This is a genomic window from Pantoea sp. Pa-EAmG (assembly GCF_030024295.1).
In the GTDB taxonomy this organism is placed as follows: Bacteria; Pseudomonadota; Gammaproteobacteria; order Enterobacterales; family Enterobacteriaceae; genus Pantoea; species Pantoea dispersa.
This window is the reverse complement of the sequence record NZ_JASEWO010000061.1, coordinates 1-23,299: the sequence shown is the minus strand read 5'-3', so window position 1 is coordinate 23,299 and position 23,299 is coordinate 1. Positions and strand designations below refer to the sequence as shown.

At 60.2% G+C, this 23,299-nt stretch carries 16 protein-coding genes; 3 read left to right on the top strand and 13 right to left on the bottom strand.

The window, feature by feature from the left end; genetic code table 11:
* Positions 1–177 precede the first annotated feature (177 nt).
* From QMM04_RS10560 to QMM04_RS10550, 3 genes are read right to left on the bottom strand one after another with little or no spacing between them, the layout of a single operon-like run.
* Positions 178–1,497, bottom strand: a complete 1,320-nt coding sequence (locus QMM04_RS10560; RefSeq protein ID WP_282996136.1) for a cytochrome c — start codon at positions 1,495–1,497, stop codon at positions 178–180.
* Between the two features lie 11 nt (positions 1,498–1,508).
* The gene (locus QMM04_RS10555; RefSeq protein ID WP_021507807.1) at positions 1,509–3,293 is read right to left on the bottom strand and encodes a GMC family oxidoreductase; all 1,785 of its coding nucleotides are present in this window, start codon (positions 3,291–3,293) and stop codon (positions 1,509–1,511) included.
* A 2-nt stretch (positions 3,294–3,295) separates the two neighbouring features.
* Positions 3,296–4,033, bottom strand: coding sequence for a gluconate 2-dehydrogenase subunit 3 family protein (locus QMM04_RS10550; RefSeq protein ID WP_058770036.1), 738 nt, complete (start codon positions 4,031–4,033; stop codon positions 3,296–3,298).
* Positions 4,034–4,327: 294 nt separating this feature from the next.
* On the opposite strand from QMM04_RS10550, the gene sbmA reads away from it, so the two are divergent.
* Positions 4,328–5,563, top strand: a complete 1,236-nt coding sequence (sbmA, locus tag QMM04_RS10545) for a peptide antibiotic transporter SbmA (protein ID WP_104187864.1) — start codon at positions 4,328–4,330, stop codon at positions 5,561–5,563.
* 119 nt (positions 5,564–5,682) lie between these two features.
* Here the strand turns inward: sbmA and QMM04_RS10540 are convergent, their stop codons facing one another.
* From QMM04_RS10540 to QMM04_RS10525, 4 genes are all read right to left on the bottom strand, one after another.
* Positions 5,683–7,323 (bottom strand): dihydroxyacetone kinase subunit DhaK, encoded by a 1,641-nt coding sequence (locus tag QMM04_RS10540; RefSeq protein WP_264441726.1) that lies wholly within the window; start codon positions 7,321–7,323, stop codon positions 5,683–5,685.
* Between the two features lie 121 nt (positions 7,324–7,444).
* Complete coding sequence (locus QMM04_RS10535; RefSeq protein ID WP_282996135.1) at positions 7,445–8,500, bottom strand: YncE family protein; 1,056 nt, start codon at positions 8,498–8,500, stop codon at positions 7,445–7,447.
* A 211-nt stretch (positions 8,501–8,711) separates the two neighbouring features.
* Complete coding sequence (locus QMM04_RS10530; RefSeq protein WP_058757538.1) at positions 8,712–8,921, bottom strand: DUF1471 domain-containing protein; 210 nt, start codon at positions 8,919–8,921, stop codon at positions 8,712–8,714.
* Between the two features lie 291 nt (positions 8,922–9,212).
* Positions 9,213–10,400: an MFS transporter gene (locus QMM04_RS10525; RefSeq protein WP_282996134.1), complete on the bottom strand. Its 1,188-nt coding sequence runs from the start codon at positions 10,398–10,400 to the stop codon at positions 9,213–9,215.
* A 102-nt stretch (positions 10,401–10,502) separates the two neighbouring features.
* On the opposite strand from QMM04_RS10525, the gene QMM04_RS10520 reads away from it, so the two are divergent.
* On the top strand, positions 10,503–11,459 hold the full coding sequence (locus QMM04_RS10520) for an AraC family transcriptional regulator (RefSeq protein ID WP_282996133.1): 957 nt from the start codon (positions 10,503–10,505) through the stop codon (positions 11,457–11,459).
* Positions 11,460–11,462: 3 nt separating this feature from the next.
* Here the strand turns inward: QMM04_RS10520 and QMM04_RS10515 are convergent, their stop codons facing one another.
* Both QMM04_RS10515 and QMM04_RS10510 read right to left on the bottom strand, forming a co-directional pair.
* The gene (locus tag QMM04_RS10515) at positions 11,463–13,007 is read right to left on the bottom strand and encodes a PAS domain-containing methyl-accepting chemotaxis protein (protein WP_282996132.1); all 1,545 of its coding nucleotides are present in this window, start codon (positions 13,005–13,007) and stop codon (positions 11,463–11,465) included.
* A gap of 629 nt (positions 13,008–13,636) precedes the next feature.
* The gene (locus QMM04_RS10510; RefSeq protein ID WP_282996131.1) at positions 13,637–19,696 is read right to left on the bottom strand and encodes an autotransporter outer membrane beta-barrel domain-containing protein; all 6,060 of its coding nucleotides are present in this window, start codon (positions 19,694–19,696) and stop codon (positions 13,637–13,639) included.
* Between the two features lie 132 nt (positions 19,697–19,828).
* Between QMM04_RS10510 and QMM04_RS10505 the strand changes: the two genes are divergently transcribed.
* Positions 19,829–20,068 (top strand): hypothetical protein, encoded by a 240-nt coding sequence (locus QMM04_RS10505; protein ID WP_146068803.1) that lies wholly within the window; start codon positions 19,829–19,831, stop codon positions 20,066–20,068.
* Positions 20,069–20,162: 94 nt separating this feature from the next.
* Here QMM04_RS10505 and murP read toward each other — a convergent pair whose 3' ends face one another.
* The 4 genes from murP to QMM04_RS23195 all read right to left on the bottom strand — a co-directional run.
* Positions 20,163–21,602, bottom strand: coding sequence for a PTS N-acetylmuramic acid transporter subunit IIBC (gene murP / locus QMM04_RS10500; protein ID WP_058774923.1), 1,440 nt, complete (start codon positions 21,600–21,602; stop codon positions 20,163–20,165).
* On the bottom strand, positions 21,602–22,513 hold the full coding sequence (murQ, locus tag QMM04_RS10495) for an N-acetylmuramic acid 6-phosphate etherase (RefSeq protein ID WP_282996130.1): 912 nt from the start codon (positions 22,511–22,513) through the stop codon (positions 21,602–21,604). Before murQ ends, murP begins: the two co-directional genes overlap by 1 nt.
* 146 nt (positions 22,514–22,659) lie before the next feature.
* Positions 22,660–23,064, bottom strand: a complete 405-nt coding sequence (locus tag QMM04_RS10490; protein WP_199188996.1) for a type II toxin-antitoxin system HicB family antitoxin — start codon at positions 23,062–23,064, stop codon at positions 22,660–22,662.
* A gap of 118 nt (positions 23,065–23,182) precedes the next feature.
* A partial coding sequence (locus QMM04_RS23195; protein ID WP_349253920.1) for a type II toxin-antitoxin system HicA family toxin occupies positions 23,183–23,299 on the bottom strand: 117 nt, incomplete at its 5' end.

Genomic DNA, 23,299 nt, shown 5'->3' with positions numbered 1-23,299 from the left:
AGTTAATATCGTTAAAGTAACGCTTAATAAGCGGCAGGGATTTTTAAACGTGGGGGGAGAAATCTCTTACAAGAAACGTCTGAAAGGAAAATCTAAGATAATGAATTTTAGTGGGATTTTTCGTATCCCTCAGGCCATGAACCGCGCCATGACCTGAAGGGAATGCTTAAGACAGACTTACTGCTTTTCCAGCACCCGGATATCCGCGCTGCCTTGATTTGGCTGCACGCTGTCATCCTGACGCAGTTTCGCCACCTGTTTCGCCGTGACTTTGGTCTGCACGCCGTTGCCCCAGCTGCTGCGGATAAAGTTCACCACATCCGCCACCTGGCTGTCGTTCAGACGCCAGCCAAACGCCGGCATAGTGATCGCGGTCGGTGCGCCTTGCACGCCCGGCAGCGTGCCGCCGACCAGTACGATGTGAATCAGCGACGTCGGATCCTCTGCCATCACCACCGGATTCCCGCGCAGTGCCGGATAGAAGCGTTGATAGCCGCTGCCGTCGGTTTTATGACACGCCGCACAGCTGTCGACATACACGCCGGCACCCGGCTGGCTGTCGTCACCTTTCCACAGCGCCCGGGCCACTGCGTCATCCTCACGGAACACCGCCTGAGACGGATCTTTCGCGCCGAGCGATTTCAGGTAACGGGCAATCGCGCTGATATCCGCATCGCTGAGATACTGCAGGCTGTGCTGCACCACCTCGGTCATGCCACCAAACGCCGCCGTGTGATCGTTACGGCCATAGCGCAGGAACTGCTGCAGATCCGCTTCGCTCCAGCGCCCCAGACCATCGCGATTGTCACCGCGCAGGTTGCTGGCGGTCCAGCCGTCAATCGGCGCGCTGCTGCCGGCAAGGTAATCATTGCCCTGGCCGTTATTCAGCGCCTTCTCCTGCATAGTGAAGCTGCGCGGCGTGTGGCAGGCACCGCAGTGGCCCAGTCCTTCCACCAGATAGCGACCGCGTGCCAGCGCCGGATCTTCCTGCGCGGCCGGCTGGAACGCCTTCACATCTGGCGCAAACAGGCCGCGCCAGATCGCCAGCGGCCAGCGCATCGACAGCGGCCACGGAATGTCGCTCTCTTTGTTAGCCTGCGCCACCGGTGCCACGCCGTGCATGAAGTAGGCATACAGCGCCTTCATGTCGTCATCGCTGACCACCGCATAAGACGGATACGGCATCGCCGGATAGAGCGTGTCGCCATTCTTCGCCACGCCGTGACGCACCGCTTTCTGGAAGTCGTCATAGCTGTAGTCACCAATGCCGGTTGCCTTATCCGGCGTGATATTGGTGGAGTAGATGGTGCCAATCGGCGTCGCCATCGCCAGTCCGCCGGCAAACGGTTTACCGCCTGCGGTGCTGTGGCAGGCGACGCAGTCACCGGCGCGCGCCAGATACTCACCGCGCTGCACCAGCGCATCGGCGGCGGTGTCCTCCGCCAGCGCGGCGAACGACAGGGTGCCCAGCAACAGGGCTGTTAAACTTTTGATCATCGCCATGTTCCTTATGCCTGTACCAGCGGGCCGGGGTTCTTCAGATACTGTTCACGAATCGCTTTGGCGGACCAGTAGCTCAGCGCAGCCACCATGCCGGTGGGGTTGTAGCCCAGTCCCTGCGGGAAGGCAGAAGCGCCGGCAACAAACACGTTCGGCACATCCCAGCTCTGCAGATAGCGGTTCACCGCGCTGGTTTTAGGATCTTCGCCCATGATGGCACCGCCGCTCATGTGTGTGGTCTGGTACACGGTGGTATCGAAATGGGCACCCGGCCCTTTCGCGCCGCCAATGATCATCTTCGGATTCATCGCTTCGGTGATTTTGCGCATCTTGCCGATCATGAACTGCGCCATTTTGATGTCGTTGTCCTGCCAGTCAAAAGTCATACGCAGCAGCGGCTGGCCGTAAGCATCTTTGTAGTTGGGATCGAGATCGAGGTAGTTAGCGCGATACGACTGGTGCGCGCCGTGCGCATCCATCGACACGTGATGGTTATAGGTATCCGCCACCGCCGCTTTCCACTGGCTGCCCCAGTTCGGCGTGCCTGTTGGCGTCGGCAGGCCGGAGATCGGCTTGGTGCCCGCCTGGTTGACCCAGAACGGTGAACCGCCGACAAAGCCGTACGGACCATGGTCAAAGTTATCGGCGTTGTAATCATCCACCGCCACGCCCGCGCCACCGGCACCGATGAACGGATTGGTGGTGGTGTTTTTATCAAACAGCGCCTTCAGCGTGGAGATGTTCTGGTAGGCAAAGTTACGGCCGACCACGCCCTCGTTGCTGATAGGGTTGTAAGGCTTGCCGATGCCGGACAGCAGCATCAGATGCACGTTGTGGAACTGGAAGGCGGAGAGGATCACCAGATCCGCCGGCTGCTCCACTTCACGTCCCTGACCGTCCAGATAGGTCACTCCGGTCGCGCGTTTTTTATCGTCGGTCAGATTGACGCGCAGCACATACGCGTTGTTGCGCAGCTCAAACTTCGGCTCCTGGCGCAGCGCGGGCAGAATGTTAACATTCGGCGACGCTTTGGAGTACATGTAGCAGGCGTAGCCGCTGCAGTAGCCGCAGAAGTTGCACGGCCCCATCTGCGCGCCGTAGGTATTGGTGTAAGGACCGGAAGTGTTGGCCGACGGCATATCGTAAGGGTGATAGCCCACCGATTCCGCCGCCTGGGCAAACAGCTGGGCCGACCAGGTACGCTTCTGCGCGGGCAGCGGGAAGTCGCTGGAGCGATCCGGCGCATACGGGTTGCCGCCCTTCTCTTTGCCCACCACTTTGCCTTTGATTGACCAGGCGCTGCCGGAGGTGCCGAACACTTTTTCCGCCTGATCGAAGAACGGCTCCAGCTCATCATAGCTGACGCCGAAATCCTGAATGGTCATGCCTTCCGGGATGAAGTTTTTGCCGTAACGCTGCTCGTAGTGACTGCGCAGGTTCAGCTCGACCGGATCAACGCGGAAGTGCACGCCCGACCAGTGCAGGCCGGCGCCGCCGGTGCCGGTGCCCGGCAGGAATGCCGCCAGCTGACGATACGGTACGGCGGTTTGTGAGGCATCGTGACGGATAGTCACAGTGCTTTTTGACAGATCCTGGAACAGCTTTTTGCGGATGTTATAAGTCAGTTCATCAATCGACTGTGGATAGGATCCATCCGGATAGGTATCGCGATGCGGCCCGCGCTCCAGCGCCACCACATGCAGACCGGCCTCGGTCAGCTCTTTCGCCATGATCGCCCCGGCCCAGCCGAAACCGACGATCGCCACATCCACTTTTTTTAACGCATTTGCCACGGTTACGCCCTCTCGCCGCGAATATCAACTGACGGGAACGGATAACGTTCGCCGCGCTCTACCCAATCCATAAAGTCGGCGCGTGCGCCAGGGAAGCCGATCAGCTTCCAGCCCACCATGCCCTGATTGCCGCCGTGGATCGGATCGCTGAAGTAGCCCTCGCGGGTGTTTTGCAACAGAAAGGCGAAGAAGGTTTTGGCCGGCACCTGCGGGAATTGCGCGCTGCCGTTTTCGAAGGCGCTCAGCAGCGCGTCCTGCTGCGTGGGCGTCAGCTCGGCAAATACCTTGCCGTGCTGCTGTTTGCTCCAGCCATCGGCATCGGCCAGGCCGAGACGGTAGATCTGCTGCGGCACCAGCGGCAGTTGATAGCCGAGCTCTTTTGGCAGATCCGGATTGAACGGTCCCTGCATATACCAGTTGCTGCCGGTGGCATACGGCGTATTCATCTGGCGATCGATAAACTCCGGTACGCCGGCTTCCAGCGCGCCAGGACCACGTTCATCGTTGGGGATCAGGCGCGCCACGGCGGCTTTGAGGAAGGCAAACTCTTCGGCGGTAAACCACACCGGTTGATACTCGCGCGCCTGCTGCGGCGCAGCGGCCGACGACGCTGCCGCACCGGCGGCCATTGGCGCGACCAGTGCCCCCATCGCCGTACTGCCTACCGCCATTGCCGGCGCCAGGGTGATGGTTCTCAGCAGGAAATCCCGGCGAGTGTGACCCTTTTTTTCTTCTGACATGACATTGCCTCATTACCGCATATAATGCGGCATGAAAGTTAAGTAGTTGCGTTGTAATGATTTTTATTGGCGTTTTAAGGGATACAGCAAGACTGTTACCGGTAACAGTTGGCGTAGTGTAACACCATCGCCGTTAATAATTTAGTTTCCCGAAACAAATGAGCACAAAAAACTTAACAACTAACTCTGCCGCTTTACATAAAAGCGGCAATGCTGTCATCGTCGGATACAACCGACAACAGACAGATAAATGCCGGAAGCGGTATAAAGAGTACACACAACAGCGGAGTGCCTATGTTTAAGTCCTATTTTCCGCGGCCGGCGCTGTTTTTCAGCTCGGCCGCGATTTGGAGCCTGATTGCCATTTTTGCCTGGTTTGGCTTTTTCAATGATTTTCCGGCGCGCTTTCCCGCTTTGCAGGCGGCGATGCAGCAGCCGCTGCCGACCAACGCCAGCCGCTTTATCCACGCCAGCCAGCTGTGGTTTTATGCCTACTACTGGATCATGGGTGGCGCCTTTGCGCTGGTGTGGCGCATCATCGACAACCATCCGTGGCAGCGCTGGTCAGTATGGGGATCGTTACTGATTATCTTTGTCACCTGGTTTGGCGTGCAGGTCGGCGTCGGCGTTAACGCCTGGTATGGTCCGTTCTACGACATGATTCAGCAGGCGCTGACCAAAGCCGGCTCGGTGGCCATCCATCAGTTCTATGTGCAGGTGCTGGCATTTCTCGGCATTGCGCTGATCGCGGTGGTGATCGGCGTGATGAACTCGTTTTTCGTCAGCCACTGGGTGTTCCGCTGGCGTACCGCGATGAACAACTACTACATGCATAACTGGCAGCGCCTGCGCCTGGTGGAAGGGGCCGCACAGCGTGTGCAGGAAGACACCATGCGCTTCGCCAGCACGCTGCAGGACTGGGGCATCAGCTTTATTCAGGCCATCATGACGCTGGTGGCGTTTCTGCCGGTGCTGGTGACGCTGTCGCACCACGTGAAGGAAGTGCCGATTCTCGGCAATATCCCTTATGCGCTGGTGATCGCCGCGCTGCTGTGGTCGCTGTTTGGTACCGCGCTGCTGGCGCTGGTGGGAATTAAACTGCCGGGGCTGGAGTTCCGCAATCAGCGGGTGGAAGCCGCGTACCGTAAAGAGCTGGTGTACGGCGAGGACGATCCGCAGCGCGCCGCACCGCCCACGGTGCAGGAGCTGTTCAGCCGCGTGCGTCACAACTATTTCCGCCTCTATTTCCACTACCTCTATTTCAACATCACGCGCATTCTCTACCTGCAGGTGGACAATGTGTTCGGGCTGTTCGTGCTGTTCCCTTCCATTGTCGCGGGCACCATTACGCTGGGGCTGCTTAACCAGATCACCAACGTGTTCGATCAGGTGCGCTCGTCGTTCCAGTATCTGATTACGTCGTGGTCCACGCTGATTACGCTGATGTCGATCTACAAACGTCTGCGCAGCTTTGAGCAGATTCTGCAGGATATTCCGCACGAAGAGATGCTGCGCGAAGCCTCGGAGTAAGCGGAAAAGGCTCGGAGGCAGAACCGCACTGTACTCCGACATCACTCAGAACAGTCCCCTCTCCCGCCCGCGGGAGAGGGTTAGGGTGAGGGCGAACCCCGCACCCATCCGCCCCATTTTCAGCCCGCCAGCACCGCAAACACCTTCTCAATCGCGTACGCGCCCGGATCCTTCACGCCATCCAGACTCTGCTGATTCAGATAAGCCGAACGGCCCGCCTTCGCGCTCTGCATCTGCGCCGTCGCATCGGCACCCTGTTGCGCAGCGGCCGCCGCATCCGCCAGCGATTCACCCGCCGCTAACGCTTCCAGTGCCGGCTGCAGCGCATCCACCAGCGTGCGATGTCCCGGCTGCGCGCCGCCGTAGTGCTTCATCCGCTCCAGTCCATGCATCAGCGCCTGCGGCAGCGTGCTGCCCTCTTCCAGCTGCTGTCCGGCCGAAGTAAACAGAATCGACATCAGCACTCCGCTCGATCCGCCCATCACCGTCGCCAGCTGTTCGCCCACCAGCGCCAGCAGCGTAGGCAGCTCATCCAGCGGCAACTGCTGTTCACGCAGGCCGCGCTGGATTTTCTTCGCGCCGGCGGCAAAGGTCGAGCCGGTATCGCCATCGCCGACTTTGGCGTCCAGCGCATTCAGCTCGCTCTCCAGATCGATCAGCGTCTGCGTCACGCGCTCAACCACCTGCGCCACTTCAGCGTTATCAGAAGGATCGAAATCCAGCACGCTGCCGATGCGTTCAGCGCGCTGCAGGCTGATGGGCGCAAAGTCGTACATCGGCGTCCAGCCCAGCACCTGCACCGGCGCATGCAGCGCCTCGAAAAACGCCTCTTCCAGCGCCAGCAGCGTCAGCGAAAACCCTTTCATATCCAGCGCGCTGACCAGCGTTGCCGGGCCAATTAAATGGGTGATGCGCGCCGCCAGCGGCGACTGCAGTACCTCGCGCGTGAGCAGCGCCAGCTCCAGCTGGGAAAAGCCGCCGAGATTGTTGATCATCAACAGCGCCTGTTTGCCGTCGGGCAGCGCCTGCGCCAGCTGATCGGTCATGATGCTGGTAATTTTGCGGCTGTTTTGCGTATCCAGCGTGATCACGCCCGGCTCACCGTGAATGCCCATCCCCAGCTCGCTATGACCGGCTGCCACGCGATCGTCGCGCTTTTCACCCGGAATGTGACAGGTGGCAAACGCCAGGCCGATGGAGGACGTGGCGTCGATGGTGCGCTGCGCCAGCGCTTTAACCTCGTCGAGCGATTGGCCGTGCTCCGCAGCGTAGCCGGCGATTTTGTGCACCAGCACGGTGCCGGCAATGCCGCGCGGCTGCGGATTTTCCGGCAGCGCGATATCGTCCTGCACCATCACCAGCTCCACCTTGTAACCAAGATTTTTCGCCTTTTCCGCTGCGAGGCCAAAGTTGAGGCGGTCACCGGTGTAGTTCTTCACAATCAGCAGACAGCCCGCCTCACCGGTGACGTTAACGATGGCGTTCAGCACCGCATCAACGCTCGGCGAGGCGAAGATATCGCCGCACACCGCAGCGGTCAGCATCCCTTTGCCGACAAAGCCCGCGTGCGCCGGTTCGTGGCCGGAGCCACCGCCGGAAATCAGTGCGACTTTGCTTTTATCCCAGTCCGAACGCACCACCACGCGAATCTCATCGCCCAGATCGAGACGGGTCAGGTTGTGCCACGGTGTGCTGAGTAACACGCCTTCGATCGCTTCGTTCACCAGATCGTTTTTTTCATGCATAAAAAACTGGCTCATTGCACTCTCCCCTTAGGTGTTGTCGTCCTAAAGGTAGCGTAAGCCGGGCGGGAAAGGGGGGATCAAGGCCGGAAATGCAAAGGGCGACACACGTCGCCCCTGAGTTTCGGATAATTACGCCCTACAGCGCGATGCGTAACACGCTGTCCGGGTTTTTTGGCGGTTCCTTGCGTGAGCCCGGCTGCTTGATGCTGACGAACAGCGTGTTGCCATCGGCGGAGAGCGCCAGGCTGTTCGGCAGGCCCGGCGCTTTCACCGTGCGTTTCACTTTATAGCTGCTGGCATCGATGATGCTGATCTCACCGGCTTTACGGTGCGTGACATACAACTCGTCACGGTCAGCATTGAACAGCACCGCCAGCGATTCCGGTACCTCAATACGCTGAATCACCTGCTGCGTCCGGGTATCCAGCACCAGCACCTGCGGCTGCTTCGCATCGCTGAGGAAAGCGCGGTGGCCTTTGCTATCCAGCGCAATATTCAGGAAAAAGTGCTCTTTATCACCGTCAATTTTCTGGCGCTTTTCAATCGCGTTCAGGCGGGTATTGATGGTGACCAGCTCGCCATCGGCATTGGTGACATACAGTTTCTGCGCGGCGGCATCCAGTGCCAGCCCGGTGCCCATTTTGCCGGTATTCGGGATAGTGCTGATGAGCTGGAGTGTTTTGCCATCCACCACCCACACCACGCTTTGCGCGCCGAGACCGGTGATGTACACGCGATTGGTTAGCGCATCCGCGACCAGTTCACGCGGCTGCAGCGGACGAACCGTGTCACCGCGCTTGCGGCTATCCAGCACCAGTGTGTTGATCACCTTACCGCTGCTGGCATCCACTGCCGTCAGCGCACCGTTGACCGTGTTGCCAAAGTACAGCACGTTGGTGTGCTGATTGATGGCGGCACCAAAGGTCTTCAGTTCAGTGCTGATGGTTTGCTTCACCGCCAGATTCTGCGGATCGAGACGGTACACGGTACCGCCCTGCGCATTGCCGGCGTTTTGCGCCGTCGCGAGGAACAGCGCGTTGTCGCTGTTGCTGAAGGCCAGTTCGTAGGCACCTTTGGCGATCGGCTGATTGAGCGGCTGCGTTTCCGCCGCCTGCAGCGCGCTGCAGGACAGCAGCGCCGTGGCCACCAGTAGCGGACGCAGCGCCCACTGCATTGTTTTATTCGCTTTCATAACTTCTCCATAGCAAAACCACCGCCGTGCGGCAGTGAAATGAAAGCCCGACATTGCAACCAATAGGAAATTCAGCCCGAGGCGAGCCGATAAGGATGTTAGTTTTTGCGAATAATAATCATTTATGCGGAAAAGGGACAGGATTTTATGGCGTTAGCAACGCCGCCAGGGCGCCCGAAGGCACCCTGTCAGCACAGAGGGTAAGGCAAACTTATTGGGTCAGTTCTGCGGTCATGTGAACGCCGTTGTTGAAGTTGGCTTCAGTCACTTTGTAGGAAGCACCAAGTTCCTGCGCTTTAGCAGCGATTTGCGCTTCAGCACCGTCAAGCGTAGAGGCGGTAGCGGTCACGCTTTGCGCGAAGCTGGCAAATGGCAGAACAGAGAGAGCAATAACAGCAGCAAAAGTTTTGATGGTTTTCATGGTCATGTCCTTAATGATGTTTGATTGAATAAGGCGACATCGCCTTGATGAGAGATATAGTAGGCCGGCAACCGATCAAAAAAAAGCGCAGAGATTTGCCTAAGTCTTTCGAATATTTTGACTATAAAAAGCACGTTTAGCGCAACCTGTGCGCAAAGGGTTAAAAAACCACGATTTGATTAAAAGGCAGGATTTATTGCTGTGATTGGTGAGACCAGGCATACGCGGCAAAAGCGGCGCCGCGACACACCCTGAAGCGTGTCGCGGCGCGTCTGATGGCGGTAAACGGATTTAACCGTGATGCCGCACGCGGGTAAAGATGGTGATGGCGGCCAGCAGCATCAGCACGCCGCTGGCAAGGAATACGCCGCCCGCGCCCTGCAGATCGAACATCCAGCCACCGGCTGCCGCACCGGCGGTGATCGCCAGCTGAATAGTTGCCACCAGCAGTCCGCCGCCCGATTCGGCGTCGTCCGGCACCGCGCGCGACAGCCAGGTTGACCAGCCAGTCGGCATTGAACCAAACGCCAACCCCCACAGCGCGACGCCGCTCGCCACCAGCCAGGAGACGTGGCCAAAGCTCACCAGCAGCACCGCCGTCACGCTCATCACCAGCGCCATGCCGGTCAGCGTCAGCGACACGCTGCGCGTCACCAGCCACGCGGCCAGCGAGGTGCCGAAGAAGTTCGCCACGCCGAACGCCAGCAGCACCAGCGACAGCTGGTTCACATTCAGCTGCGCGCTGGTTTCCAGGAACGGGCGCAGATAGGTAAAGAAGGCGAAATGGCCGGTAAACATCATGATCACCGCCAGCATGCCCCAGCGCATCACGCTCTGACGCAGCAGGTCCAGCACGCCGCCGCTGCGCGCTTTGTTCTCCGGCGGCATAGACGGAAGGGTGAAGAACTGCCAGAACAGCGCCAGCACGCCCAAAACACCGGTCAGCAGGAAGATGTTACGCCAGCCAATCAACCCGCCAAGATAGCTGCCCAGCGGCGCGGCAATAATGGTGGCCAGCGAAATACCGCTGAACACAATCGACAGCGCGCGCGGCACCTGCTCGGCGGGCACCAGCCGCATGGTAATGGCGGTCGACAGCGTCCAGAAGCCGCCAATCGCCATGCCGAGCAGCACGCGCGCCAGTAAAATCATCGGCAGATTTTCGGCAAACGCCACCAGCAGCGCCGAGGCGATGAGCAGCAACGTGAACGCCAGCATCACCAGGCGGCGGTCGAGGCGGCGCGTGACGTTACCAATCACCAGGCTGGTCAGCAGCGCCACCAGCGCGGTAACCGTGACCGTCTGGCCCGCCTGCCCTTCGCTGACGCGCAGCGAGTCGGCAATCGGTGTCAGCAAGCTCACCGGCAGAAATTCTGCGGTGATCAGGCCGAAGACGCCAAACGCCATGGCGAACACCGCGCCCCATGCGGGTTTCTCTACCGCAATGCTTGTTTCCACTACTTCAGTATCCAGACTCATCTGCGATCCCCATCACAAAATATCAGGCTGTAAGCATAGAGAGACGACGCAAGACGATCTATGATACAGAAACTTTGTTTTTTGATAATTCGTCTGGATTGTATGAGCCGCTATGAAGATTTAACCAGCGAACTGCTGATGGGCATGCGCCTGTACGGCGTCAAATATCAGCGCATCGCGCTGCATGCGCCGTTTGGCCTGCAATATGATGACGCGCCGGGCAAGGCACAGCTGCACTTTGTTGGCCGCGGCTCGCTGCTGATTCGCTCCGCTTCCGGCACCGTCTATCCGCTGCAGGCGGGCGATGCGCTGCTGATTCCGCACGGTAAGCCGCACGCGCTGATCTCCGGCGAAGATGCGGTGTGCGTGCCGATCGCTACCTTTAACAGCAAACCCATCTGCGACAGCGTGTGCGCCATCAACGATGCGCCGGGCGCGGATGCCTGCCCGGACGACAGCGATGTGATTTTATTCAGCGCCTGCATGGCGTTTGAGCTGGGCGGCATGCAGCCGCTGGTGCACACCATGCCGGACGTGATGCTGGTCAGCACGCTGCTGGCGCAATACCCGGAAATCCAGCCGATTCTGGATGCCATGGAGCGTGAAACGCGTCAGCGCAAAGCGGGCTTTGCCGGCATTTTGTCGCGGCTGGCCGATGTGGTGGCGGCGCAAATTGTGCGGGGCTGGGTGGAGAATGGCTGTGGTCAGGGCAGCGGGCTGGTGCAGGCCCTGCGCGATCCGCGCCTCAGCCTGGCGATGGCGGCCATGCACCGCGCGCCCGGCGAAAACTGGACGGTGGAGCGGCTGGCGCGCGAATCCGGCAGCTCACGTTCGGTGTTTGCCGCGCGCTTTCAAAACGCCACCGGCATGACGCCGCTGCGCTACCTTACCGAACTGCGCATGCGTCTGGCGGTGGAGCGTATTGTTAACGATGGCGAAGCGGTGGAGAGCGTAGCGTTCCACCTCGGTTACGGTTCACTGGCCGCCTTCAGTCGCGCCTTCAAACGCATTGTCGGCACGCCGCCCGGCGCGCTGCGCGCCGGACGTGAAGCGTCGTGAAACTTAGCGAAACACGCTGATCGCTTCAACCAGCCGGTTGGCCTGATGCGCCATTCGGCCGGAGGCTTCTGCGCCTTCCGCCACGCGCGCCGCGTTCTGATGGGTGATGTCGTCGAGATCCTCCACCGCGCTACTGACTTCGCTCAGCGCGATGGATTGTTCGGCCGTCGCCGCGCTGATTTGCGCGATCAGGGCGGTGACATTCTGCACCTGATCGACAATCGCCTGCATCGTGTGGCCGGCCGCATCGGCGTGATCGCTGCCCGACTGCACACGGCCGGCGCTGGTTTCCACCAGGTTTTTGATCTCGCTGGCGGCTTTGGCGCTGCGCTGTGCCAGACTGCGCACCTCGCCCGCCACCACCGCAAAGCCTTTGCCCTGCTCACCGGCACGTGCCGCTTCCACCGCCGCGTTCAGCGCCAGAATATTGGTCTGGAAAGCGATGCCGTCGATCACGCTGGTGATGTTGGCGATACGCTTCGAGCTGTCGGCAATTTCCGCCATCATGCCGACCATCTCCTGCATCACTTCACCGCCTTTGATCGCCGCTGCGCTGGTGCTGGCCGACAGCGTATTCACTTCGCTGGCAGTTTCCGTGTTGCTTTTGACCGTGGCGGTCATTTCGTTCATGGTCGCCGCCGTTTGCTGCACGTTCGCCGCCGCCTGCTCGGTGCGACGGCTCAGTTCATCATTGCTGCGCGCGATGGCGTCGCTGGCGCTCAGGACATTGATCGCCTGGCCGCTGACGTCATCCACCAGCCAGCGGAACATCAGGCCCAGCTGGCCGATGGCGCGCTGCGTCATGCCGATCTCATCCACCCGATCGATGTGCTCGACTTTGTGGCTGGCGCCGGTGGCCACGCTCAGCGCCTGGCGGCACATGCGCTCCATCGGGCGCGAAATCTGCTGCTCCAGCCACAGGCTGGCCAGCAGCAGCAGCCCGGCCATGCCGCCGCTGAAGCAGCCGATCGCCAGCGGTGCCATGCCCAGCAGCCAGACGCTCAGCACCGACAACGGCAGCAGCGCGATCAGCGTGCTGCGAATGCGCCAGCGCAGCGGCAGCGTTTTCAGCACTGAGGTCAGTCGCCGCCAGCCGCTGCCAACAATCAGCCCTTTATGGAAGCGACGCCCTTTGGCACGCCCTTCACGAAAATCACGGTACAGCGCCTCGCACTGACGGATCTCCTCCGCCGACGGTTTGGTGCGTACCGACATATAGCCCTGCAGCTTGCCCTCGCGCACCACCGGAATGGCATTGGCGCGCACCCAGTAGTGATCGCCATTCTTGCGCCGGTTCTTGACCAGCGCGGTCCAGGGTTCGCCCTGCTTCAGCGTGCTCCACATATCGGCGAACGCTTCAGGCGGCATATCCGGATGACGCACCATGTTGTGCGGCTGGCCGTTGACCTCTTCCGGGCTGAATCCGCTGACCTCAATAAAGGCGTCGTTGGCGTAGGTGATGTGGCTGTTGAGATCGGTGGTCGACATCAGCGTGGCGCGATCGTCGAAGACGAATTCACGCTGGGTGATGGGCTGGTTATTACGCATGTGTGAGTCCTTGCAAAACGCAGGCTGAAGAGAAATCGATAATACTTTTTTACCTTTTCGGCAGCACAATGGCCTGGCTTTAGCGCGGCTATTTAATTTTTGTTCTTAATAAAGCCGGAGTGCGCGGCGCTTCACAGTTCTGGCCGCGGGCGGGATCGATAAAAAATCATTTAGGGTAAATGAGATCGAGCTTTGGCTGAACGCAGTGTCGGCAGCGGTGCGCATGAATGCGCACCCTACAGAAAAACGTGCCATCACCGCATCCCTGCACATCCCACAGCATGCCCCATTCTTGTAGGGTCGCCGTTCACGGCGACCGCATCCCTGCGCATCCCGCAGCATGCCCCATTTTGTAGGGTCACCGTTCACGGCGACCGCATCCCTGCACATCCCGCAACATGCCCATTCTCGTAGGGTCGCCGTTCACGGCGACCGCATCCCTGCGCATCCCGCAGCATGCCCCATTTTGTAGGGTCGCCGTTCACGGCGACCGCATCCCTGCGCATCCCGCAACATGCCCCATTCTTGTAGGGTCGCCGTTCACGGCGACCGCATCCCTGCACATCCCGCAGCATGCCGCATTCTTGTAGGGTCGCCGTTCACGGCGACCGCATCATGCGCACATACTTTCAGAACTGCCAGCGCACGCCGAGGTTGTAACGCCAGCCTCTGGCGCCGTTGCCGTCGATCTCCTTGCGGTAATCCGCTTCGGCGTACAGCGACACATCCTGCTGCAGCGTCACCGTGCCGCCAGCCCCCACTTCCCACATCTGGCCAAAATTACCGCTGCTGAAGCTGGCGCCGAGCGCCGGGTTATCGGCAGCCGACACCGACGCCTGCGCCGTACCGCCCCAGCCTTTGTAATAATTCGCGCGCAGATAAGGCGTGTACTGGCGGTTGCTGTCATCGGTCCAGCTGCGGTCGAGACGCGCGCCGAGACGGCCAATCGTCTGGTGATAATCGCCATAGCGCACCTGGTTATTGTCCTCATCCGTGAAATCGTTCATGTTCAGTTTCAGGTACATCAGCTGCGCCTGCGGCTCCAGCTTGTAGCCCTCGCCGAGTTCAAACGGATAACCGCTCTCCAGCGAGGCGGTCCAGCCGTGGCCCTTCAGCTTTGCCTCGCGCTGCTGGCGCGCAATGTCGGTTTCACCACGATGCCAGTCAAACGACAGCACGCCGTCGAGATAAAAGCCGCTCTGGCGCTGCCAGGTGCCGTACAGCGCCAGGCTGTCGCTATCGAAGCTGGTGCTGCTGTAACCGTCTGCCGCCTGCGGGCGGATGCGCGTATTGCCGCGCGTGTAGGCCACGCCGCCGCGCAGGCTGTCCTGCTCACCGTCGAGACGCAGCAGGTTGCCGCCAAGCTGCACCGCGCTGTAGTCGAGGTCAAACCCGTAGCCGTAATCGCTAAAGCTGCGGTCGCTTTTGTATTTCAGGTTCGAGCCGATATAGCGCAGGAACATCTCACCGCCTTGACCCGCCGGGCGCGTCTGCTCGTGACGCAGTTCGCCAAGACGCTTGTGCAGGTCATCAATAATCGCGGCGGTGTAATAGGCGAGGCCAACCGGTGCCGAAATGTACGAAGGCACCTGCGGCACCACCGCCGGACGCGCATCGTAGCGCTGTGGCGTGCCAAATCCGCTGGTCACCAGCGCTGGCTGGCAGCTGTCGCTGTCCTCGCACACGTAGTAGTTTGCCAGCCGGTAATCCCAGTAATTGTTGCCGCTGCCGCTCAGCAGGCGCTGAGCCGGATCGCTACTGCCCGGCGCGAAGCTGTACAGCCGGTACTGCCACGGTCCGGCACCGAGATAGCCATCCCTGAGCGCAAAGCTGTTCTGGCCGGCGTTGCCGCCCACCTGCGCCAGCGAAATGCCTTCGTTGCCCTCAATGCCGCCGTTGCGGTTGCGATCGGTGAGCGCCGCGCTGCTTGCCGCATCGAGCCTGACGTTGAGCAGCGTGGTGCCGCTGGCGTTACCGCTGACGTTGATGTGGTCGGTGAACTGGTTGCTCAGCGCGCCGCCGTCATTCAGGCGCGTCACCAGATTCGCCTGACCGCCCAGCGACGCCAGCGAGCCGTTGATGTCCAGCGTATTGCCCGGCGAACCGCCGCCATTGGTGAGATCCAGCGTGCCGCTGTTATTCACCTGCAGCGAATCCGCTGTGCCGCCCGCCAGCGTGGGATGCACGTTGTCACCGGCATACAGCGTCGAGCGCCCATCAATGTTGATGGTGCTGTGCGCCAGCTGCAGATTGTCGGTCAGCGTCCAGCGGCTATCCGCGAAGTTAATGATGCTCCAGCCGCTGCCGAGGTTAACGCCTTTGCTCAGGTCATCCGCGCTGAAGCTGCCGCCGCGCGCCGTAATCTGGTCAAAGGTCAGGCTGTTACCGGTGCCGTTGCCGCTGGTGAGATGGTAAGTAGTGCTGAGATCGACACCGCTGACCTCGGCGATATTGTTGTTGTCTGCGCCCATGGTCAGGCTGCCGTTGAGCGTGCCGCCGGTCCAGCGGAACGTATCGCTGCCGCCGCCAGGATTGATGTCGCCCAGCACGTCACCCTGGGTCAGCAAAATCACATCGTCGGCGTTACTGCCCGCCACCGCCACGCTTTGCGCCGTGGCCGTCACGATAGTACCGAGGTTCTCGAATACCGTTTTGCCGCCGCGCAGATCGACCACCGGTGCCGTCAGGCTGCTGGAGCGCAGCGTGCCGCTGTTGACGATGGTGCCGGCAGTGCTGGAGACCAGTGCCGAACCACCTGCCGCATTAGTGATATTGACGCTGGCGGCGGTGACGATATTTCCCGTGGTGTTGGCGCGAATCCCGGAGCCGCCGGCGCCGGTGACATTGAAAACGTAACCCGAACCCAGCGTCAGATCGCCGTCGGTGGTCGATCCATCGGCGTTGGCGATAGTCAGGCCGTTACCGCTGCCGGATACATTGGTGGTTACGGTGGAGGCGGGATCGAACGCGACGGCAGTGCGGATGCCGTTGCCATCGCCAACGTTGAGCGTCAGTTTGCTCAGGCTCACGTTGTTCAGCTCAGCGCGGTTTTCGATGCCGTTGCCGCTGCCCAGCACGTTGATGGTGGCGTCGCGCGCGCTGAGCGCCGCCGCGCCGCTGTCGAGCAAAATGCCATGCGCCGTGCCGCGCGTGGTGATCAGCGTATCGCTGCCGGTCAATGCCAGCTGCGCGCCGTCGCTGATGCGCACGCCGGCCACGCCGTTATCGACATTGATGCTGCCGCCCTGCGCCAGCGTGGTGCCGCTGCCGCCGACATCTAACCCGGTGCCGTTGCTGACGTTAACCACGCCATTGTTGGTCAGCGTGCTGCCGGCGCGCGAGCGCATGCCGATGCTGTTGCTGCCGGTCAGCGTCAGTGCGCCATTGTTCTCCAGCGCCGCGCCGTTGGTCAGGTCAAAGCCAACGGCACCGTTGCCAGCGCCGCTGATGCGGGCGTTGCTGGTGACGCGGGTGGCGGCAGCGCTGCCGTCCAGCGCATTACTGAGATCGCTGCGCAGCGTATTCACCAGCACGCCCACCGCGTTGTTGCCGCTGAGCGTGATGTTGCTGCTGCCGTCGAGCGTTGCCGCTGCGCCGCCCTCGACGCGCACGGCGGTGCTCTCCTCGCCGCTGGCGGTCAGATTGAGGTTGGCGCTGTTGAGGCTGCTGCCGCTGCCGGAGACAATTACGCCGGTGCTGCTGGCGGCGCTGGCGCTCAGGCTGTTCGGCGTGCTGAAGCTCAGCGCCGCGCCGTCGTCAAGGCGGTAGCCGGTCGAACCACGCGTGCTGACATCCAGCGCGCTGGTGGCGGCGCGGATGCGCGAACCGTTACCCGCAGCGTGATAGGCGATCTGGTCGCTATTGTTAAAGATCGGCGTCGATCCGGCGGCGATATTCACCAGCGCACCATCCAGCGCTTCGGCGCCGATGGCACCCCTGCCGTTGAGCGTGAACGTACCGCCGTTGAGGTTCGCCACCGCCTGGCTACCGCTGGCGCTGACGCCGCGCGTACGGCGGGTGCTGCTGCCGCCATTCACGTCGATGTTGCCGCTGTTGCTGGCGATGGTGGTGAAGGTGCTGCCCGCGCTGTTCACCGCGATACCGGTGCCGCCGTCGCTGATGCTTATATTGCCGCTGTTACTGCCGGTCGCCCCGCTCTCCACGCGCAGGCCGGTGGTATTGGCCCCGCTGAAGTTGATGTTGCCGCTGTTGCTGAGCTGCGCGCGGTTGCGCGCCAGATAGCCGGTGATGCCGTTTTGCGCCGAATTGAGTTCTGCGGCGGAGGTCAGCCGCGTGCTGGCGACCGGCGCACGGCTGTTGGCACCGGTCAGCGTATGTTTCTGCCCGTCGGCAATCGCGCCCGTGGCGTTGCTGCCACTGAGGGTAATGGTGGTCGCCGCGTCAATGTTGCCCTGCGCACCGCCCTCGATATTGATGCCGATGGCGCCGGTGCCGCTGACATTGATCGTGGCGTTATTGGTCTTCACCAATGTTCCGCCACCGCCGGTGCCGTTCACCGCCACCGCACCCGCGCCGGAGGCGGTCAGCGTGGTATTAGTCCCGTCAAACGTCGCGCCCTGTTCGATGCGGAAGAGCGTCGAGTTAGTGGTGGTGACGTCAAAGGCGTTGTTGTCGTCCACGTTGATCAGCGCATTCGGGCCATAGGCAAAAAAACCAATTTGATTGCTGCCGGTGCTGAAGCGGGGAATGGCATTCTGCGTGACGTTAACCGTGGCGTTGCCGCGCGCGTGCACGCCAATTGCGCCGTTGCCGGTGAGGTTAATCGGCCCGTCCACGTTCGCTGCAGCAGTGCCGCTGCCCTGACCTTCCACCCACACGCCAAAGTTGCGCGTGCCGCTGGCCGGATCGGCTCCGCCTGCCACGTTGATGGTCCCGGTGGAGCTGGCGGCGGCGCTGTTACCACTGGTGGCCAGCACTTTCAGGCCGGTGCCGTTAACGCCGTTGAGGTTGATGGTGCCGCGATTCTCCAGCGTACCGTTGCTGTTAGTGACCAGCATGCCGACATTCTCGCGCGGCACGCGCGCAGCGCTGCCGTTGACGTCGATGGTGCCGCTGTTGATCAGCGTGGCATTGCTGGCACCGCTGACCGACATCCCGGCGGCGTTCTGTACGCGCGAGCCAATCACAATCGCCCCGTCGTTGGTGGCGCTACCGTTGGCCAGCAGCGCAATGCCGCTGGTCAGCCCGCTCTGGTTCAGGGCGGTCTCCGCCACGTTGTCGCTCAGGCTGTTCTGCGCGCCTCGCCCGAGATAAATCGTGCCGCCGCTGTTGTTGGTAAATCGGCTGCTGTCGGTGGTGAGCAGCACGCCGGAGGTGGTGCCGCGCGCGCTGGAACCGTTGACGCCCACGTTGATATTGCCGCTGTTGCTGGCCTGCGCATTGGCATCAAGACGGATGCCCGCCACGCCGTTGGTCAGATTGCTGCCGGTGGTACCGAGGTTAAGCACGCCATTGTTGGTGAAATCACCGCCGTTTTGCACCGTTACCGCCGTGGCGTTGTTGCTGGCCGCGCCGACGCCGGTGCCATCAATACGGTTGAGGAAACCGCCGTTGATGACGCCGCTGCTGCTGTTGGTAGCCGTCGCGCCATCCAGCGCCAGCGCGGTGCCGCGGCTCGCCAGTTTCCCGTCGATGGTAGCATTGGCCCCATTGGCCACGCGTACCGCGCCATCGCTGGCCCCTACCACTTCCAGCGTTTTACCGGCGGCGATAGTGACCTGCGAACCGGCGCCTTCAGCATTGATCACCACGCGGCTACCTATCGGCTGCGTCACTTCATCCGGCGCAGTGGCGCTGACGTTATAGACAATATCGCCGTTGGTGATAGTGACCGCCTGATTGAACGCGCTGAGGTAGCTGGCCGGCGCGAGATTGCCGGCCTGCAGCTGGCTCACCAGCCAGTTATTGTAGCTTTGCAGCTGGCTGGCATTGGTGACGTTGAAGGCGGTGGTTTTGCCGTCCAGCGTCTGCACGCTAAAGCTGCCGTTATAGGTCGCGAGATTTTGTACCGCCAGGCTATCGGTCACCTGGCCGCCGGAGACGTTGGCTGCAGAACCGTTAAAGGTGATGCGGTTGTTGTTGTTCCAGTTGAGGGTGCCGCCGTTACTGACCTGAAACAGCGTGGTGTTTTTGGCCGCCATGGTCCAGGCGTTGGTGCTGGCGCTGCTGTTGGCGTTAGCCTGACCAATGCTGACATCCAGCGAACTGCCGCTGCCGCTGACGTCGGCGATGCGCGCGTCGATATACTGATTGTCATTCACATTTTGCAGATCCGGCACCACCGTGCTGGCGGTAACCGGTGCCTGCGCCACCAGGCTGGCGGAATCAAACACCTGAAAAGTGGTGTTGCCGCCGGTAGTGGGATCCGGCACGGTGATGGCGAGGTTTTGCGGACCGGGATCGAGACGTGCCTGATTAAGGTATTGTGCGCCCGCCGCGATGGTCACCTGGCCGAGCGTGGTGTTGACCGCCCCGTCAATGCCCGGCTCAAATGCCTGATTACCGGTTAAGGTTGCGCTGCCGCCGTTAACGATCAGCGCGCCGCTCTGCTGGTCGTTATCGCGCGGATTATACGCGCCCAGTGTTGCCGCTTCCCCCACGCCGGGGAAATAAAACACCGCCTGCGCAGCGACGATCCCTAACGCAATGGGATTCCGGGTGAATCTCATACAACCTCCAGTAACAAGCAATCAGCGACGCTGTGAAAGCACAGCGAAAAAAAGAACAAAGGGGCAGATGGGCGAACTCTATTTTCACAAAACGAATCAAGTGGTTAATTATGGGCACAGAGGGTGCCGCTGATGCGTGAAAATCAGGAGAAAGCTGTTGCTTATATAGACTTTATAGCTGCACAGATCAAAAGCGAGCCCGGAGATATTTATCAGGATGAAATAAGAATTTCGCAGGAAATGAAAGGCTATAACCCTGGTTTACATAAGGCTTATAGTGATAACGCATTAATATCACGTCATTTATTTTCAGCCACTCCAGTAAAGTCTGGATGGGTGATAATTCTCACGCTCAATAATAAGCCCCGCTAACGAAATGCTGCAATTGTGAGCTACCCCACAATTGCAGCAAAATCATGCATTTAATGACATCAGACCTCTTGACGGTCTGCTGACGCGGGCTTTTCTAACTTAAATCAACGTTTTTGGTGCCGCCCCACCAGGTAAAGACGAAGCCGCCGATCCACGCCACGATCAGCCCCACCAGATAGACCGCCATACCGGCAAAGATGCCCTGCGAAGAGGTCATCAGCGGCAGCGTCACCAGTCCTGACGGGCCAAACACCGTGTTCATGCCCACCGGCAGACCGAGCCACGCCACCAGCCCGATAAAGAAGCCGCCCAGCGCACCGCCGAAGCAGGCGGTAATAAACGGTTTAAGACGCGGCAGCGTCACGCCATAGATGAGCGGCTCACCGACGCCCAGCAGACCCGGCACGATGGCGCCTTTAATCTGGCTGCGCAGCAGCGAGTGCTTGTCGGCTTTGCACCACAGCGCCAGCGAAGCGCCGACCTGACCGGCTCCGGCCATGGCGAGTATCGGGAACAGCGAATTGAAACCCTGGGTTTCCATCAGCGCAAAATAGACCGGAATAAAGCCCTGATGAATGCCGAACATCACCGCAATCAGGAATAAGCCGGCCAGAATGGCACAGCCGAACGGGTTATTGTTCAGGTGGATAAACAGCCACGACATGCCTTTAAACAGCTCGCCGCCAATCGGCATGATCACCAGGAACGTCACCGCGCCGGTAATTAACAGCGTCAGCAGCGAAGTGAGGATCATATCGAGATTATCCGGGATAATTTTGCGCAGCTGTTTCTCCAGCCAGGCACCAAATATCGCCGCCAGCAGCACGCCAATAATATTGCCGCGCGGATCGATGGTCAGGCCGAAGAAATCCTGCATGCCGCTGTAATAGCCGACGGTCGCGTTCGGGACATAACCCAGCACAAACAGCGAGGCGATGATCGCACCGTTCACGCCGGTGCCGCCAAACGCTTTCTGCGCGTTATAGCCGATTAAGATGCTGAGGAAGGTGAACAACCCTTTGCCGAACACCTTCATATAAGCCACGGTGTCCAGCAGCCAGCGGGCGTGTTCCCCGGGCTGATTAAGATGGCACACCTGCTCAATCAGCGTGGCAAACCCCAGCAGTAATCCGGCACCGATAAAGCCCGGGATCAGCGGGGTAAAAATGGTGGCAAAGCAGGAGAGAAAACGGTGCAGCGCGCTGGTTTGCTTCGCTTTCATCTGCTGCTTCTGCGCGCTGGCGATGCTGTGCAGATCGCCCGGCGCCTCTGGCGTGGCGCTGTTCAGCATCGCCTGCATTTTTTCCGCTGCGGTTTGCGCTTTGCCAGGACCGAGCACAATCTGCAACTGGGCATCGCTGTCAATCACACCCAGCACGCCGGGCAGCGTTTTCAGCCGGGCACTGTCGACACGCGCGGCATCGGCCAGCGTCAGACGCAGACGCGTCATACAGTTACCGCAGTGCACAACGTTGCCTGCGCCGCCGACCGCCTGCAGGATATCGCGTAATAAGCTTTCAGTGATCGCCGCCATCATTGCGCTCCTGCGTGGTGTAATGCCTGGCGGATAAAGCCGTGGTTCTGCGCCAGCAGCGCCTGCGCGTCATCGGCGTTCAGGTCCGCCAGTATCATCACAATGGCGGTTTTACAGTGGCCGCCGCACGCTGCCAGCGCCTGCTGTGCGCGGGCATCGTCACATTCGGTGGCCTGCTTAACGATGTTGATTTGCCGCTGCACCAGTTTCTGATTGGTGGCTTCTACGTCGACCATCAGGTTGCCGTACACTTTGCCACTGCGGATCATGGCGCCGGTGGTCAGCATATTGAGCACCAGCTTCTGCGCGGTGCCGGCTTTCATGCGTGACGAGCCGGTGACCACTTCCGGGCCTACCACCGGCGTCAGGGCGACGTCCGCCGCCTGCGACATGGCGCTGTTGGGATTACAGGTCAGCGCGGCGGTGAAGGCGCCCTGCTGCTTCGCCCAGGCGAGCGCACCAAGCACATAAGGCGTGCGTCCGCTGGCAGCAATGCCGACCAGCACATCGCGCGCCGAAAAGTCGATATCTTTTAAATCCTGCGCGCCCTGCTCGCGGTTGTCCTCGGCGTTTTCCACCGCCTGTAAAATCGCGGTATTGCCGCCGGCGATCAGCCCGACCACCTGACTGCGCGGCGTGCCGAACGTGGGCGGGCATTCGCTGGCATCGAGAATACCGAGACGGCCAGAGGTCCCGGCACCGCAGTAAACTAGACGTCCGCCCTGGCTGAATGCCGCCGTGATGGCATCCACCACCTCAGCAATCTGCGGCACGATAGCTTCAACCGCCAGCGCCACCTTTTTGTCTTCATCGTTAATGACGCGCAGCATCGCTTCCGTGTTCAGCTCGTCAATGTTCTGGCTCGCCGGGTTGCGGCCCTCAGTGATCATCTGGCTCAGATCAATGTTCATGTTCGCTCCCTTCAGGAATAATTTATTCTTGAAACTATATATCATATAGAATTGTTAATTCCTCCTGCTCAGGTCAATTTTTTTGCCTTTTGCGGCAGCGGACATAAAAAAACCCGCCAGAAGGCGGGTTGGATTAAGAAGAAGCGCTAGATGTTTGCCAGCTCTCTGCGTGCCAGCGCGGCGAGAAAGCCGCTACGGGAGCCGTATTCACGGTGGGCTTCTACGTGGCTATCGATTTTGGTCAGTAAGTTTTGCGGCAGGGTGATGTTCAGCTTCACCGCTTTACCTTCGTAACGACTGAGATCAATCTCAATGAAAGCCCAGTAACCTCCCTGGCACTCTTCATCATTAATATGGGTTTCAACGCTGGCTGCTTTTGGAATGGCCTTGCCTGCGTCCGCTAACGATTCCACATGCGCATCGATTGCACCAAATGCATCGCTCAACGCCTCGTCAACGGTGTTGCCCGCAAAAAAACATCCCTGCACGTCGGGTACGAAACCTGACCAGCTGCCGTTTTCTGTTTTGTGCAAATAAACGGGGAATCTCATGGTGAGTCCTTATGTAAATTGCCTTCTTGATTATCTACTGCGGACATGAAAAGCATTGCAATGCCTGCTGCACCTGACATTGCTAATTGTTCCAAATCGGGGGCAAAGCCCCCGTATATCAGTCCATCATTTTCAATAGCTTACGTAATGTTCCGGTTGCCAGGTCTGTTTCAGGATGAGGAAGCGAGATGTGATATGGCTGATCTGCACGGACAACCCCATGATGGCTTCCTTT